This window comes from uncultured Ruminococcus sp. (assembly GCF_946415235.1).
Lineage (GTDB): Bacteria > Bacillota > Clostridia > Oscillospirales > Ruminococcaceae > Ruminococcus.
The window spans coordinates 1-15,213 of sequence record NZ_CAMKRR010000067.1; the positions used below are offsets into that span (position 1 = coordinate 1).

The 15,213-nt window shown below is 48.2% G+C and carries 14 protein-coding genes and 1 riboswitch; of the genes, 6 read left to right on the forward strand and 8 right to left on the reverse strand.

Annotated elements, in window-relative coordinates; translation table 11 throughout:
- Nucleotides 1-114: 114 nt before the first annotated feature.
- Genes hflX through Q0R37_RS11195 form a run of 7 tightly spaced genes read right to left on the reverse strand, consistent with a single transcriptional unit; the run spans nucleotide 115 to nucleotide 7,402 of the window.
- Nucleotides 115-1,362 carry a GTPase HflX gene (gene hflX / locus Q0R37_RS11165; RefSeq protein WP_294754482.1) on the reverse strand — a complete coding sequence of 416 codons (1,248 nt, stop codon included), beginning with the start codon at nucleotides 1,360-1,362 and terminating at the stop codon, nucleotides 115-117.
- 13 nt (nucleotides 1,363-1,375) lie between these two features.
- On the reverse strand, nucleotides 1,376-1,687 hold the full coding sequence (locus tag Q0R37_RS11170) for a GIY-YIG nuclease family protein (protein ID WP_366517423.1): 312 nt from the start codon (nucleotides 1,685-1,687) through the stop codon (nucleotides 1,376-1,378).
- On the reverse strand, nucleotides 1,684-4,071 hold the full coding sequence (locus Q0R37_RS11175; RefSeq protein ID WP_294754486.1) for a hypothetical protein: 2,388 nt from the start codon (nucleotides 4,069-4,071) through the stop codon (nucleotides 1,684-1,686). The genes Q0R37_RS11170 and Q0R37_RS11175 overlap by 4 nt, the downstream gene beginning before the upstream one ends.
- A gap of 34 nt (nucleotides 4,072-4,105) precedes the next feature.
- Entirely contained in the window at nucleotides 4,106-5,236 is a 1,131-nt protein-coding gene (tgt, locus tag Q0R37_RS11180) for a tRNA guanosine(34) transglycosylase Tgt (protein ID WP_294754488.1), read from the reverse strand.
- A 29-nt stretch (nucleotides 5,237-5,265) separates the two neighbouring features.
- Nucleotides 5,266-5,643 (reverse strand): hypothetical protein, encoded by a 378-nt coding sequence (locus tag Q0R37_RS11185; protein WP_294754490.1) that lies wholly within the window; start codon nucleotides 5,641-5,643, stop codon nucleotides 5,266-5,268.
- Between the two features lie 29 nt (nucleotides 5,644-5,672).
- Nucleotides 5,673-6,704, reverse strand: coding sequence for a tRNA preQ1(34) S-adenosylmethionine ribosyltransferase-isomerase QueA (gene queA, locus Q0R37_RS11190; protein ID WP_294754492.1), 1,032 nt, complete (start codon nucleotides 6,702-6,704; stop codon nucleotides 5,673-5,675).
- Nucleotides 6,705-6,706: 2 nt separating this feature from the next.
- Nucleotides 6,707-7,402: a DNA alkylation repair protein gene (locus tag Q0R37_RS11195; RefSeq protein ID WP_294754494.1), complete on the reverse strand. Its 696-nt coding sequence runs from the start codon at nucleotides 7,400-7,402 to the stop codon at nucleotides 6,707-6,709.
- Nucleotides 7,403-7,478: 76 nt separating this feature from the next.
- Nucleotides 7,479-7,651: riboswitch (Lysine riboswitch) on the forward strand.
- 101 nt (nucleotides 7,652-7,752) lie between these two features.
- On the opposite strand from Q0R37_RS11195, the gene asd reads away from it, so the two are divergent.
- The 5 genes from asd (at nucleotide 7,753) to Q0R37_RS11220 (ending at nucleotide 11,674) form a co-directional block, all read left to right on the forward strand.
- Nucleotides 7,753-8,832, forward strand: a complete 1,080-nt coding sequence (gene asd / locus Q0R37_RS11200; protein ID WP_294754496.1) for an aspartate-semialdehyde dehydrogenase — start codon at nucleotides 7,753-7,755, stop codon at nucleotides 8,830-8,832.
- 78 nt (nucleotides 8,833-8,910) lie between these two features.
- The gene (gene dapA, locus Q0R37_RS11205) at nucleotides 8,911-9,801 is read left to right on the forward strand and encodes a 4-hydroxy-tetrahydrodipicolinate synthase (RefSeq protein ID WP_294754498.1); all 891 of its coding nucleotides are present in this window, start codon (nucleotides 8,911-8,913) and stop codon (nucleotides 9,799-9,801) included.
- Between the two features lie 96 nt (nucleotides 9,802-9,897).
- Nucleotides 9,898-10,647, forward strand: a complete 750-nt coding sequence (dapB, locus tag Q0R37_RS11210; protein WP_294754500.1) for a 4-hydroxy-tetrahydrodipicolinate reductase — start codon at nucleotides 9,898-9,900, stop codon at nucleotides 10,645-10,647.
- A gap of 58 nt (nucleotides 10,648-10,705) precedes the next feature.
- Nucleotides 10,706-11,269, forward strand: coding sequence for a GNAT family protein (locus Q0R37_RS11215; RefSeq protein ID WP_294754502.1), 564 nt, complete (start codon nucleotides 10,706-10,708; stop codon nucleotides 11,267-11,269).
- 3 nt (nucleotides 11,270-11,272) lie between these two features.
- Nucleotides 11,273-11,674 (forward strand): PaaI family thioesterase, encoded by a 402-nt coding sequence (locus Q0R37_RS11220; protein WP_294754504.1) that lies wholly within the window; start codon nucleotides 11,273-11,275, stop codon nucleotides 11,672-11,674.
- A gap of 37 nt (nucleotides 11,675-11,711) precedes the next feature.
- Here Q0R37_RS11220 and Q0R37_RS11225 read toward each other — a convergent pair whose 3' ends face one another.
- Nucleotides 11,712-13,622, reverse strand: a complete 1,911-nt coding sequence (locus Q0R37_RS11225; RefSeq protein ID WP_294754505.1) for a GGDEF domain-containing protein — start codon at nucleotides 13,620-13,622, stop codon at nucleotides 11,712-11,714.
- 609 nt (nucleotides 13,623-14,231) lie between these two features.
- Between Q0R37_RS11225 and Q0R37_RS11230 the strand changes: the two genes are divergently transcribed.
- The coding region (locus Q0R37_RS11230; RefSeq protein WP_294754508.1) for a glycoside hydrolase family 11 protein at nucleotides 14,232-15,213 on the forward strand (982 nt) is incomplete at its 3' end.

The following is a 15,213-nucleotide window of genomic DNA, read 5'->3' on the forward strand; positions in this document are numbered from 1 at the left end:
CTTTGGAATCCCTTCCTTTTGGGTTGGCGTAATCAATGCGTAAATTTTGATTTATCTTACTTAGATTATATCCTTTTTAATGGTTAATGTCAACGAGTTTTCATAAACGGACACTCATACCTTGTATATTTCGGCTTCCTTAATGAGCTTTACGTCCACAAGTGCGTCGATGAGAGTTCCGTTTTCGGCGTATTCCTCCGAGAATATCTTGCCGTCCTGACGGACTTTCCCGAGAAAAGCTCCCTTATCGTAGGGAATGAGCAGCTTCATGCGCTTGGCGGTCTCGGGGAGATTTTTCATTATGCATTTAAGAAGCCTGTCAAAGCCCGTGCGCTCCTTAGCGCTTATCATAACAGTATTGTCGTCCTCAAATACAGTATCCGTAAAGGGCGCGGCATCTGCCTTGTTCATGACATATATCTGCGGTATGCCCTCGCAGCCCAGCTCGTTTAGAAGCTCTGCCGTTACTTCTGCCTGTTCCTTTATCTCGGGGGAGGAGAGGTCCTGCACGTTGAGGATTATATCCGCAGCAGCTGCCTCTTCAAGAGTAGACTTGAACGCCTCGACGAGATTATGGGGGAGCCGCCTTATCAGTCCGACCGTGTCTATGAGCATAACGCTCCTGCCGTCGGGGAGCTCGATAGCCCTTGATGTGATATCAAGTGTTGCAAAGAGCTTGTTTTCCGCAAGAACCCCCGCATCTGTCAGAGCGTTCAGCAGAGTTGACTTGCCGACGTTGGTATAGCCTACTATAGCCGCACACAGAACTCCGTCCTTTTTGCGGCGGGAGCGTGAGAAATTACGGTGCTTTTTCAGCTCCTCAAGTTCCGCTTCAAGGTAGCTTATGCGCTTTCGGATATGTCTTTTGTCGGTCTCCAGCTTGGTCTCACCGGGACCTCTTGTACCTATACCGCCGCCGAGCCTCGAAAGGGAAGTACCCATGCCCGTGAGCCGCGGCAGACGATACTTCTGCTGGGCGAGCTCGACCTGTAATTTTCCTTCCTTTGTACGTGCTCTCTGAGCGAATATGTCAAGTATAAGGGTAGTTCTGTCTATTACGCGGACATCGAGGATATTTTCGATATTACGCACCTGTACTCCCGTCAGCTCATGGTCGAAGATGACCAGCTCGGCTTCGAGGGTGTCAAGCTGCTCCTTCAGTTCCCCGAGCCTGCCTGCGCCCATGCAGGTGGCAGGGTCAAAGGTGGGGCGTTTCTGTATAACAGAGCCGACTACCTCTGCATTTGCAGTGGCAGCCAGCTCTGAAAGCTCGTCTATTGAAGCTTCTGCGTCGAATTCGCCTGTATCCACACAGGCGAGCACTGTTTTTACAGGACGCTCTTCAGTTTTGTTTTCGTACATAGGGTACTCCTTATCAGATCTTTTCACGGTGGAAGAGCTTTGAGAGCTCCTCGCCGAAAAGCTCGGGAAAAAGGTCATTGTCGGCGATAAGTCTGAGCTTCTGAGCCTTTGACAGCTGTTTTATGCGGTATTCGAGCTTTGAAGCGGTACTGCGGCTCTCACAGCTCCACAGCGCTTCAAGGGACTGCGCCCTGTGAGAGCGGGTGAACTTCGCGCATTTTTCCGTCCTGCCGAAATGCTCGTCCATACGGCGGTCAATATCGTTGGTAATGCCCGTGTACAGCATATCTCCCTCGCATTTTATCATATATACATAGTACATCATGTCCAGAAGGCGAACATACGCTGGACCTCATAAGCCATTTCGGGGAAAGGTCTTTCGTATACGTCATATCGGAACGCCTGATTGAACTCCTGTACGCCGCCGACTATGAGTGCCCACATTACCGCAAAGCACATGAATACGTTTACGAACCTTTTCTTTGTCGGGTCCTTTGTTTTGTTACATAGGAAGAACAGTACCGCAAACGCTCCGAGCAGCGACTGCCATGCGAAATCTGCCATATAGCGCACTGCGTAGCCGCTCTCCCATACGGAAGCAACTATGCCGAAGGGTATGAGCAAACACGGCAGAGCTATATATACCGCAGCGGCAAGCTTTTTCTTCCTGCCGTCCATCTTTTTCAGAGCTCTGAACGAGAGCAGATACGCGAACATGGGCAGCGCAAGGAAGAAAAGTCCCGAGGTATTACACGTTGACGGGAAGTCATAGTAGAAGAAGCCGCCTGCGTCCATTGACTGGAACTCAGTGCTGATTATGGGATACTTTGCCGAGAATACAGGGGGATTGAAGAAGTAGTTGTATACGGGTATCAGTGAAAGGCGGCTGTGGAACTGCGTTTTTGTGAAGTCGTTTATTGTCAGCGAGTACTGTATTCCGAATTCAAAGGGATTGCCGAAGCGGTCGAAGTTGTACCACATTTGAACAAGTCCTATACATGCCATGGGGAGTATAGCACAGAGCAGATAGCGGAAAGCTCCGCCCTTTGAGGTCTTTTTGCCTGCATTTTTGTCCGGAGCCTTTACTCTCGGGAGCGCCATGAGCATGAACAGAGCTGCTGTTATGCAGTAAAGCACGAGAGTAGGTCTGCAAAGCACGGCTATGGCGAAAAGCAGGGAAGAAACAGCAGTACGGGAAAGCTTTGGCTTTTCTGTGCCTATTATCCCTGCGGACAGCATGAAATATACCGCCCACGTCAGGGTGGCAAAGCCTGCCGCCATTGCTATCTCATAGAATGCGGGACGTCCTATGCTGAACCAGATGCCGCTTACGGTCTGTATTATGATAAGTCCGCATATGGCAAGTCCTGCCGTTGTTTTCGGAAAGAGCCTTTTCAGGAATTCCATATACAGCTTGGTAAGTCCGATAATGCCGATTATGGCAAATAAAAGCACAGCCAGTGAATCGGGAAAGTAATAGCCCGTAAGCGCATGATATGGCAGGAAAATCAGTACAACAGGCGCTATTCCGTAATAGCTGTAGTAATGTCCGTTATAGTATACATGATCCCACTTGTATTTGAGCTCTGCCTTGTCGCGGGCGTCACCCGTATAGGGATTGGGGAGGCTTTTGAGCTCCTCCGTAGGCTCATCGAGGATCCGTGTGCTGCCGTTTTCAAATGCTTCAACGAGCTCCTGCGTCATCTGATTGCCCGAAGGGCGTTTCATTATGTCGATGATAGAGTAGTTATCGAGCTTTACGAAGGTGACGAGGACAGCGGCTATACAGGCGATATCCGTGATAATAACGGATGCTGTGCGGCACAGCCTTCTGCTGTCGGAGAAGCTCTTTTCCGCTGTTTTGCTGTAAAGCATGAACCTTGCAAGGCATACTGCGAATACGATGAGAAGAAGCCTCATCCATGAGATGCTCATGGGTATCTGACTGTTGAAGCCTATGCCCCTGATGTTGATGATACCGTTGTCAAGGGGGAAAACTGCTATTTTAAGACTGCTGACAGCACCCGAAAGGTGGAGCTGTATGTACTGTGAATGGGGCTTGCCGTCGGCTATAAGATGACCTCCGACCATACCCTCACGGTATTCATAGGCATTGGTCTCGTCCATAGAATCTATGTTTACAAGGGCGCCCTTTGTGGTCTGAGCACATTCGAGGTCGATATACACATCGGCAACTTCCTCGTCTATATCGTCAAATCTGAATACAGCCGTATGATTTCCCTGTACGACTATATCGTTCTCTTCGGCGCGGTAAAGGACGTTTTCGGTCCTTTTACACTCCTGCGCCGTGAAGTACATCTCGCCGTAATCTCCGAACCACAGGCGGTATGTGGGGATATTGAACAGTGTCACCTCGAAAACAGCTGCGGCAAGGAGCGCCTTTACCGCAGTAAGGGCGAGCTTATATCCGCGCTTTTTGTTGAGTATGCAGGTGAGCAGCGAAAGACCTGCCATGCCGCCGAGAAGCAGGAATGCTCCCTTGTATTCTTTGATGCAGAAAATACCGAGGGCTTCGGCAGCTGCGGCAAATACAAGGAATACAGCCGCGCAGCGGGCGGCTGTCTGTACCGCCGTGACCTTTTTCGCTGGCTTTTCAGAGCTGCTGAGGTCCCTTTGCATTTCATGAAGAAAAACAGCGGTCACAGCGACAGAGACCGCAAGCATAAGTAAAAACAAGATCGTATTCATATAAACTCCGTCCGATTATCGGCAAAAGCCGTTATTATATCCTTGTGGCAAGAAGCCCGGAATATTTTCCGCGGAACTGCTCGAAGCGGTCCTCGTCAATGGCTTCTCTTATCTTTTCGGTAAGGGTATTGTAGAAATAAAGGTTGTGCTGCACCGCAAGTCTGCCTGCAAGCTGTTCGTTCGCCTTGAAAAGGTGGCGTATGTAGGCTCTGCTGAAATTGCGGCAGGTGGGGCAGTCACACTGCTCGTCCACGGGGCGGGGATCGGTCTCGTAGCACTTATTGCTGAGGTGCATTATTCCGCTCCATGTGAAAACTGTTGCGTGACGGGCGTTTCGGCTCGGCATTACGCAGTCGAACATATCCACTCCGCGGGCAACGGCTTCGATTATATTGGAGGGAGTACCAACTCCCATGAGATATCTCGGCTTATTCACGGGCATATACGGTTCTACGACGTCGATTATGCGGTACATCTCCTCGGTCTCCTCGCCTACGGCAAGTCCGCCGATAGCGTAGCCGTCAAGGTCGAGCTTTGCAATGTCCTCCATATGCTTTATACGCAGGTCGTCAAAGGTGGAGCCCTGATTTATGCCGAAAAGGAGCTGCTCCTTATTTATAGTGTCGGGGAGGCTGTTGAGCCTTGCCATTTCCTCCTTGCAGCGTATGAGCCAGCGGGTGGTTCGCTCTATGGAATCCGCAACATACTTGTACGGTGACGGGTTTTCTATACATTCATCGAAAGCCATAGCGATAGTCGAGGCAAGATTTGACTGTATCTGCATACTCTCCTCGGGACCCATGAAGATCCTGTGACCGTCGATATGTGAGGCAAAGTATACTCCCTCTTCCTTTATTTTACGCAGCTGAGCAAGCGAGAACACCTGAAATCCGCCGCTGTCCGTGAGAATGGGCTTGTCCCAGTTCATGAACTTATGAAGTCCGCCCATCTGCTTTACAACATGGTCTCCCGGGCGGAGGTGAAGGTGATAGGTATTGCAGAGCTCCACCTGAGTTTTCAGACCTTTCAGGTCAACAGAGGAAATACCGCCCTTTATGGCTGCGGCAGTTCCCACGTTCATGAAGCAGGGGGTCTGAAAAGTGCCGTGAACGGTCTCAAAAGTACCTCTGCGGGCTTTTTTGTCTGTTTTAAGAAGTTTGAACATAGCTTCTCCTTTATGTGATAGGGGTAATGTCAGTCAAGGTCGAATTCCTTGCCCTGATCGGGGTTCCTGTCCTCGCGGCGTCCGTAGAAGCCGATAAGCTCTCCATTTGTGTTCCTTATTGCAAGTATGTACATATCCATATTGTTTTTCTTGTCATGGAGCGCAAATACCCTGTTGTTCTTGGTATCCTCCTTGAACCATTCCACGCTCATTACTACCTTGCTCATCATTTCCTCGTCCATAAGCGTGGAGAGAAGTCTGCCTGTCATGGGGGAAACGGGGGCGTAATACTTTATGGCGGCGGGATTTTCGTATATTATCCTGTAATCAAGGCTGCAAAGGACTATAGGTCCTTCCTCCGAATCTATTATCCCTCTGAAAAAATCATAAAGATCAATATCGTTCATTTTCATTTAAACTCCTTGGCTAAGTTATTTTATAATATGCACATACTGTCTCCGAAGCTGAAGAAGCGGTAGCGCTCCTCAACAGCGGTCTTATATGCGTTCATTGTGTTTTCATAGCCCATGAAAGCTGATACCAGCATTATCAGTGTGCTTTCGGGCAGGTGGAAATTGGTTATCAGTCCGTCTATGCACTTGAATTCATACGACGGATAGATAAAAATGTCGGTATATCCCTCATGCTCGGAAATATTTCCGTAAAAAGAGGCTACGCTCTCAAGAGTACGGCAGGTAGTGGTGCCGACGGCGATGACCCGGCCGCCGTTTTTCTTTGTCTCATTTATCAGGTCGGCAGTCTCCTTCGGGAGATAGTAGTGCTCACTGTGCATTTTGTGGTCGAGGACGTTGTCCTCTTTTACGGGACGGAAGGTACCCAGTCCCACATGGAGCGTCACAAATGCTGTCTTTATGCCTCTTGCGCGAAGATCGTCAAGCATTTCGGGAGTAAAGTGAAGTCCTGCCGTGGGAGCCGCCGCAGAGCCGAGCTCCCGTGAGTATACCGTCTGATAGCGCTCGCGGTTCTCCAGCTTTTCCTTTATATAAGGGGGGAGAGGCATCTGTCCCACGTCCTCGAGGGCTGTAAAGAAGTTGCCCTCACATTGGAACTGTACGATACGGTTTCCGTCGTTCTTGACCTCAGCGACTTCGGCAATGAGCCTGCCGTTTCCGAATGAAAAGCGTGTTCCGACCTTGGCTTTCTTGCCTGGACGGCATATTATCTCCCAGAGCTTGTCGCCCTTCTGCTCAAGTAGCAGAAACTCGATAAAGGTCTGGTTGTCTATTTTCTCGCCGTAGAGCCTTGCGGGAATAACACGCGAGTCGTTCATTACCAGCAGGTCACCTTCTTTCAGGTGGCCGCATAGATTATAGAAGTGGTCGTGGGTTATTGCTCCCGTCTTACGGTCAACACACATCATGCGTGAGGCATTTCGCGGCTCTATGGGAGTCTGCGCAATGAGCTCCTCGGGAAGCTCATAGTAAAAATCCGATTTAAGAAGTTCCAATTTTATTCTCCTTTTATTTTCAGAGTGCGGAGGTACTGCTTGTGCTCATCCGAAACGCGGAAGCTCTCAACAGCCTTCTGTATGGTCTTGTTGTGAGTCCACTTATCAAGGCACTTCTGCTCAATGTAAGGAATCACCTCATCGTAATTCTTGGCAAGTGCCGTTGCAAAGTACCACGCACGCATCATATTTATGTAATACTCATCTGAAATGACCGCTGTAACTTTGTCAGCATATTCAGTGAGAAAGCTTTCGCCGAGAAAATGCCGCATCAGTACGCCTATGGCAAATCTGATACTGTAGGTGAGCCCCGAGCTTATCCATTTATCCACATAGGGGATAAGCTCACTGCGGTGCTTTGCGAAAACCTTCGGACAAAGCTGGTCACATGTCGCCCAGTTGTCAACATATGGCAAAAAGGCTTCTGTCAGCATGATACAGCGTGAAAAGTCCTTCTCCTCCGATGTGATGAAAGCATGGAGCTGGTCCTCCTCAAAATATCTGTGCGGCAGCTCACAGAGAAATTCATCAGTATCACTGCGCTTCCGCATTTCCTTGGCAAGCTTCTTCAACTCGGGAGTTTTTATGCCGATGAAGTGGTCAGTGCTGTGGTCAGGAACGAGCTTCTGCATAAATACAGCGTATTTTTCATTTTTCATCCCGAAAAGGACCTCTTCTGTATCAGTGAGGATACTCATGGCTGCCGTCCTTTCAAATAATTTTTGTAAAATTTCCGAAAACTGTTGACAACACGCCGCTAAAGTGATATTATAGTTACAAGGTAGAGGCGCGGCTGCGAAAAGTACCTGTGCACGGGATCACCTGTCCTATGGTGTACAGCGAAAGGCAATGCCGCCGAAGAGCTGTCTTTGGTAAATTCAGCTCTGGCTGTATGCTCAACAGGCTTACAGCTGTCATCATGCTTTTGATGGAGAGCTATCGGCATATTCGTATATGATATGTCAACATTTCTATTATAACGCATGATGAGCCGGTTTGCAACCGGTTTTTATTATTTTCTGCAAATTTTTATTAAGGAGAGGTAAATATGAAACAGTATAATGTTGGTATTATAGGCGCTACGGGCATGGTCGGACAGCGTTTTGCAACACTGCTCGAAAATCACCCGTGGTTCAATGTAAAGGTGCTGGCTGCTTCACCGAGAAGTGCAGGTCAGACATATGAGGAGGCTGCCGGAAGCCGCTGGAAGATGGCAGTTCCCATGCCCGCTTCCATGAAGGATATGGTCCTTATGGACGCTACGGGCGATATCGAGAAGATCGCAGGCATGGTGGATTTCTGCTTCTGTGCCGTTGATATGAAAAAGGACGAGATAAAGGCTCTTGAAGAGGCTTACGCCAAGGCTGAGTGCCCTATCGTTTCAAATAACTCCGCTCACAGATTTACTCCCGATGTTCCTATGGTAGTTCCGGAGATAAATCCCGAGCACATCGAGATAATCAAGGCTCAGCGTCAGCGCCTCGGCACAAAGAGAGGATTTATCGCTGTAAAGTCAAACTGCTCTATACAGAGCTATGTTCCCGCACTTCACCCGCTCAGAAAGTTCGGTCTGAAGAATGTGCTTGCCTGCACATATCAGGCAATATCGGGCGCAGGCAAGAACTTCGAGACATGGCCTGAAATGGTGGATAACCTTATCCCTTATATCGGCGGCGAGGAGGAGAAGTCCGAGCAGGAGCCTCTCAAGGTATGGGGCGAGATCAGGGGCAATGAGATCGTTAAGGCAACAGTTCCCAATATCACGACTCAGTGTCTCCGTGTTCCTGTTTCAGACGGACATACGGCTGCTGTTTTTGTAAGCTTCGAGAACAAGCCTTCAAAGGAAGAGATACTCAAGCTGTGGGCTGATTTCAAGGGCGTTCCTCAGGAGCTTGAGCTCCCCAGCGCTCCGAAGCAGTTCATACACTACTTTGAGGAGAACGACCGTCCGCAGGCTAAGCTTGACAGGAACCTCGAAGGCGGTATGGCAGTTTCAACAGGCAGACTGAGAGAGGATACGCAGTACGACTACAAGTTCGTATGCCTCTCACATAATACATTAAGAGGTGCAGCAGGCGGCGGCGTGCTTCTTGCCGAGCTTCTTGCAGCTAAAGGATACTTTGATTAAGCTTCGCGGCATAAATGTAGGGAACGCCGCCCTCGACGTCCCATTCAGGACATTCTATTTTATGAAAGGAAAATAGCTATGAAGAACACTATTTTTACCGGTGCGGCAATTGCAATAATTACACCAATGAACGCCGACGGTTCTATAAACTACGACGAGCTCGGCCGCGTTATCGACGACCAGATCGCAAAGGGAACTGACGCTGTGGTTATCTGCGGTACTACAGGCGAGTCCGCTACCATGACCGACGACGAGCACCGCGACTGCATCAAGTTCGCCGTAAAGCACGTTGCAGGCAGAGTCCCTGTTATTGCAGGCGCAGGCAGCAACGATACACACTACGCTGTGGAGCTTTCAAAGGAAGCTGAAGCAGCAGGTGCAGACGCGCTCCTCCATGTAACGCCTTACTACAACAAGGCTACTCAGAAGGGACTTATCGCTCACTTTACAGCAATAGCCGACGCTGTAAATATCCCGATAATCCTTTACAATGTTCCCAGCAGAACAGGCTGCGGCTTTGACGTTGCCACTGTCAAGGAACTTGCAAAACACAGGAACATCGCCGCTATAAAGGAAGCAAGCGGCAATATCAGCTATGTTGCAAAGATAGCTGCCGAGTGCGGCAATGATATAGACATATACAGCGGCAATGACGATATGGTAGTCCCTGTTATGTCTCTCGGTGGAAAGGGCGTCATTTCCGTAGCTTCTCACGTTATCCCAAAGGAGATGCACGATATGGTGCAGCTTTGCCTCGATAACAACTTTGCTGAGGCTATGAAGCTCCAGTTAAAGTACCTTGATATCATAAACGATCTGTTCATAGAGGTAAATCCTATCCCCGTCAAGGAAGCTATGAACATGGTCGGCTGGAACGCAGGTCCCTGCCGCCTGCCTCTCTGCGAGATGACCGACGAGCACAGGGCTAAGCTCAGAGCTACACTTGCAAAGCACGGACTCATTAAATAATGCGTAATTCGGAATTGATATCCGTTCCGTCAGGGACACATTTATTCCAAATTCCTGATTTTCTCATTACGAATTAATAAAAAGGAAGTGTAAATTATGACAAATATAGCAATTTGCGGCGCTAACGGAAAAATGGGCAAAACGATCTACAACTGCATCAAGGAGCGCGAGGACTGCGAGGTAGTTGCAGGTATAGATATGTATACCGCGCAGTATGCGGATTTCCCAATCGTTGAAACTCCTGCACAGCTTCCCGTAAAGCCTGATGTTATCATTGATTTCTCAAATCCTGCGGTACTTGACGGACTTATCGAATACTGTATGTCAACAGGTACTCCCGTAGTTATCGGTTCTACAGGCTACAACGAGGCTCAGACAGCCAAGATAAAGTCGGCGGCACAGCATATCCCGGTATTTTTTACTTTTAATATGTCGCTCGGTGTCAATCTCCTTGTTCAGCTTGCGAAGAAGGCCGCTTCTATACTCGGCGATCAGTTCGACATCGAGATAGTGGAAAAGCATCACAATCAGAAGGTGGACGCTCCCAGCGGTACTGCCATAATGCTTGCCGACGCTATAAACGAGACTCTTGACAATTCAAAGCATTTCGTTTACGACCGCCATTCACGCCGTCAGAAGCGCGAAAAGACCGAGATAGGCATGCATTCTATCCGCGGCGGCACTATCGTAGGCGAGCATGATGTTATATTTGCAGGCCACGATGAAGTGCTTACACTTTCACATTCGGCGGCTTCCAAGAGCGTTTTCGCTGAGGGAGCTATAAATGCGGCGCTTTTCCTTAAGGACCAGCCCGCAGGACTTTATGATATGGCAAAACTGGTATAAGACACAATTCCCCTGATATAGCTTCTATGTCAGGGGATATCTTTTAGGAGAGATGATAATGCTTACACATACAGGAACACAGACGATAGAGACCGAAAGGCTCATACTCAGACGATTTGAATATACCGACTGTGATGCGGCATTCAAAAACTGGGCAAGCGACGAAAAGGTGCAGATGATGTACTCCGAGCCTACATACCGCACAAAAGAAGAGGTCAACGGACTCCTTGACAAGTACATCTGCAATTATGAACGCGAGGACTATTACCGCTGGGCGATAATAGGCAAGGAAGCAGGGGAGTGCATAGGTCAGATAGCATATTTCCTCGTTGACAGCAAGAACCACTTTGCTGAGATAGAGTACTGCATAGGTGAGGAGTTCCAGTGCAGGGGCTATGCTACGGAAGCTGCAAAGGCTGTGATAGCCTTCGGATTTGATAAAATGAACCTGCATAAGGTCCAGATCTGCACAAAGACCATAAATGCAAAGTCAAAAAGAGTCATCGAGAAGTGCGGACTGACCTACGAGGGCACTCTCAGGGATTATTTCTATATGAACGGTCAGTATGTGGGCAGACTTTACTTCTCGGTGCTGAGAGATGAATACGAAAGCAGGAGATAAATTATGGCAGATAAAGAAACACTTGAAAAGGTACGCGAAATATTTAAAAATGACCGCTTTGCCACGGAAATGGGAGCGGTCATAGACGATCTCGGCGACCATTACGCAAAGGTCAGCCTTGTTTTGAACGAACATCATAAAAACGCTGTGGGCGGAGTAATGGGCGGAGTTTACTTCACTCTTGCGGATTTCGCCTTTGCTGTCGCTTCAAACTGGCAGCAGGGAGGCGTTGTGGGGCTGAACTGTGACGCTTCCTTCATAGGAGTGCCGAAAACGGAGCGTATTATCGCGGAAGCAAGGCTCGTAAAGGACGGCAGGACGATATGCTGCTACAATGTTGAGATCAGGGACGAAAAAGACAATCCTATAGCTGCGGTGCAGTGCGTAGGTTTCAGAAAGGCGTAGAAAAGCCGCTGCTTATTGCAGCGGCTTTTCCCCCAATTCAGATCCTTTCCGATTTACGCGCATTTTTCTTTAATTTTTTTACTTCATACATCTTATCGTCGGCGAGCTTTACGATACTGTAAAGCGTGTCGCCCTCCTTGGCAACTGTGACAACGCTTCCTATACTTGCTGATATGGTATAGGGCTTCTGAAGAAGCTTGTTGATGTTGTCGAGAGCCATATTTATCTTCCGCGCCAGCGTCGCGGCGTCACTTTCTGTGGCGTTGGGACTGAAATATACGAATTCGTCACCGCCGAAGCGGGCGCATATGCAGTCCTTTTCGCAGCAGTTGTGTATTATGCTCGCTATGCGCTGTATTGCGAAATCTCCCTCATTGTGTCCGTAGTTGTCGTTGATGAACTTAAGGCCGTCCATATCTATGAAGCTTATCATTATCTGACTGCCCTTTGCGATACACTCCTTGAACATATCGTCGGCGATATTTATAAAGCCGTTGCGGTTATAGATATTGCAGAGCTGGTCGATGACGTACAGGCGGTTGAGCTCGTCCATAGCCTTGTTGAGGTGCGTGAGTTTGCGGATATTTTCCAGCGAGTTGCTCAGCACCATTGAAAGGGTGTGGCACAGCAGACTGTATGTAGGGAATTCGCTGTTTGTGAAGATATAGTATCCGAGACAGCGCTCGCTGAAATGCAGCGGCAGGAAATAGTTTACGCAGCCGCGCTGTTCAAAGCCCTCGGGGAACATATTCCTGCTGGGGAAGTAGCTTACGCTCCTGCGTTTGCCCTTGTCCCATATGAGGGGAGCTGTCATATATTCGGAGTAGGTATTCTGTACAAGTGCCGATGAAGCCGTAGGGAAGGCTTCCTGCCAGTCCTCGCAGAGACAGAGGGAGAACTTTTCACAGTCAAGCTCACCTATGAGGGAGCTGATGACGCTGAAGAATTCGGAAGGCTGAGTAGCCTCGGCAAGTCCTGCGGTAAGGCGGTTTATCATGTGGATATTGTTGTTGGTATCCTCGGATTTGCGGTATGTGAGCTTTTTGTACTCCCTGAGGTCATCGTTGCTGTCATTTTTGCAGCCGCAGCTCTCGGAGTAGGAGGGCTCTGCGTCAAGTATGACGCTGCGTTCCTGAGGAAGTCCCTCTATTACATTATATATCATCTGTGCAGCCTTTTCGCCTGCAAGGTAGAGAGGTCTCTTGACCGAGGTGATGGATGGCGTGGAGTTACGGGCGCTGAAGGTATTGTCAAAGCCTGTTACCATGACCTCATCGGGGACCTTGTATCCCAGCTTGTCCAAAGAGGACGCAACTGTAAGCGCCATACTGTCGTTGGCACATATGAAGGCGTCGGGGAGCTCAAGTCCTGATGCGGCGAACTCGTCAACAGCGAGCTTTCCGTCGTAGCTCTTGAAATCTCCGTAGAAAACACGCTTTTCATCAACGGTAAGACCGTTTTCTTCCATTGCGCTGATGAAAGCGTCGTATCTTGCCTTGCCCTCGGGGTTGCCGAGAGGTCCCGAAACATAGTTTATCACTTTTGCACCGTGGTGCTGTATTATGTGGTTGACAAGAGTTTTCATGACGCCGAAGTTGTCGATACTGATATCGTAGAATTCGGGATTTTCACGGCTCTCGAAAACGACCGCAGGAATTTTTGCGGCGAGAACACGGCTGAAAATGCGGTATCTCATTTCAGTGTCTCCGAAGGTGTTGGTCATGAGGAGCGCTCCGTCAAACTGAGTATAGTCGATAAGATTATATATACTGCTTTCGCCGAGGTCAAAGGTCGTGCTTCCGACCATTCCGCCGAAGCCCGCAACATAGGAGATGTTCATATTGTGTGCATAAGCGAAAGTATTGATACCTCTGAATATATTATACTGATATTCTTCGTCAAGACCAGAGACCACAACGACGATCTTTTTCGTTTTGCCGCTATCCATATGGCATATCCCCTCTTTACAGCATTTTGGTATATCAAAAACATATACGTCTACATTTATTATAGTACTTTTTCAATAAAAAATAAAGGGGAAAAATGATTTTTGTAGGAAGTTACATGAAATGGACTGCATTTTTGTGCACACCGATAATGGCGGGTAAAAATGAAGTGCCGAACAATTTTTCCGAGGAGGCAAAAGTGGTCAGACAATACGGTATTCTGAGAATTCAGGTAGTATTTTGTAAAATTATGATTACATATCGTATATGGAAAAAAGAGGCGTAAAATCGTTTCTATCAAGCTGCTGTGCTAAAGCGTTAGCACAATAGTGCTATAATTTTCGACAATCAGCGGCATGAAAAAGTGTGGAAATATAACGAAAAATAGAGAATGCATAAAAAACGCACGAATAAGCAAGCTAAAATGTGCAAAAAGAGCAAAAAATGAGCAAGGGTTTTTATTGTTAGCAAGAATTGACTTGTAATGTTCATAGAAATGTAATAAAATGAATACAAGAGCAAGGGAAAAGGAGGGACTCATGAGCACTATGGAGCTTGTGTGCTTTTCCCGAGCGAAAAGGATGAAAAATCACATACTTGGAAAGTGAGGAATGATCGACATGAAAAAGAGCATCTTCAAGAAGATCGTCAGCGCAGGCACGACCGCTGTTATGATCGCTGCAAGTGTTCCTTCCGTACCCGCAGTAGTACACGGTGCTGACCAGCAGGTAAGAGGAAACATCGGCGGCTATGATTATGAGATGTGGAATCAGAATTATACAGGTCAGGCTTCAATGAATCCAAGCGCAGGTTCCTTCACCTGCTCATGGAGCGGCATTGAAAACTTCCTGGCTCGTATGGGCAAGAACTTCGACAGCCAGAAGAAGAACTACAAGGCTTTCGGAAACATAGTTCTTACATATGATGTTGAGTACACACCAAGAGGAAATTCTTATATGTGCGTTTACGGATGGACAAGAAATCCTCTTATGGAGTATTATATCGTTGAAGGCTGGGGCGACTGGCGTCCACCCGGAGACGGAGCTGAGAGAAAGGGTACTGTAAGTCTTAACGGCAATACATACGATATCTGCAAGACAATGCGTTACAATCAGCCTTCTCTCGACGGTACAGCAACATTCCCGCAGTACTGGAGCATCCGTCAGCGGAGCGGTTCAGCTAACAATACAACAAACTACATGAAAGGCACGATTGATGTATCCAAGCACTTTGATGCATGGTCACAGTCAGGCCTTGATATGTCAGGTACACTTTATGAGGTATCTCTTAACATCGAGGGTTACAGATCAAACGGTCAGGCTAACGTAAAGAGCGTTACCGTAACCACAGGCGCTGAGGATACACAGCAGACCAACAATAACAATAATAACGACAACAATAACAACAACCAGTGGGGTTGGCCTTGGGGTCAGCAGAACGACAACAATAATAATAACAATGACAGCCAGGGCGGCAATGATGTCGAAGTTACAGGCGCTACCGAGGGTGTAGCAGCTCACCAGAACCTCAACTACAAATACGAAAAGGGCGGCAGCGGCTTTAAGGATGTCATGGGACCTTACTTCCGCCTCG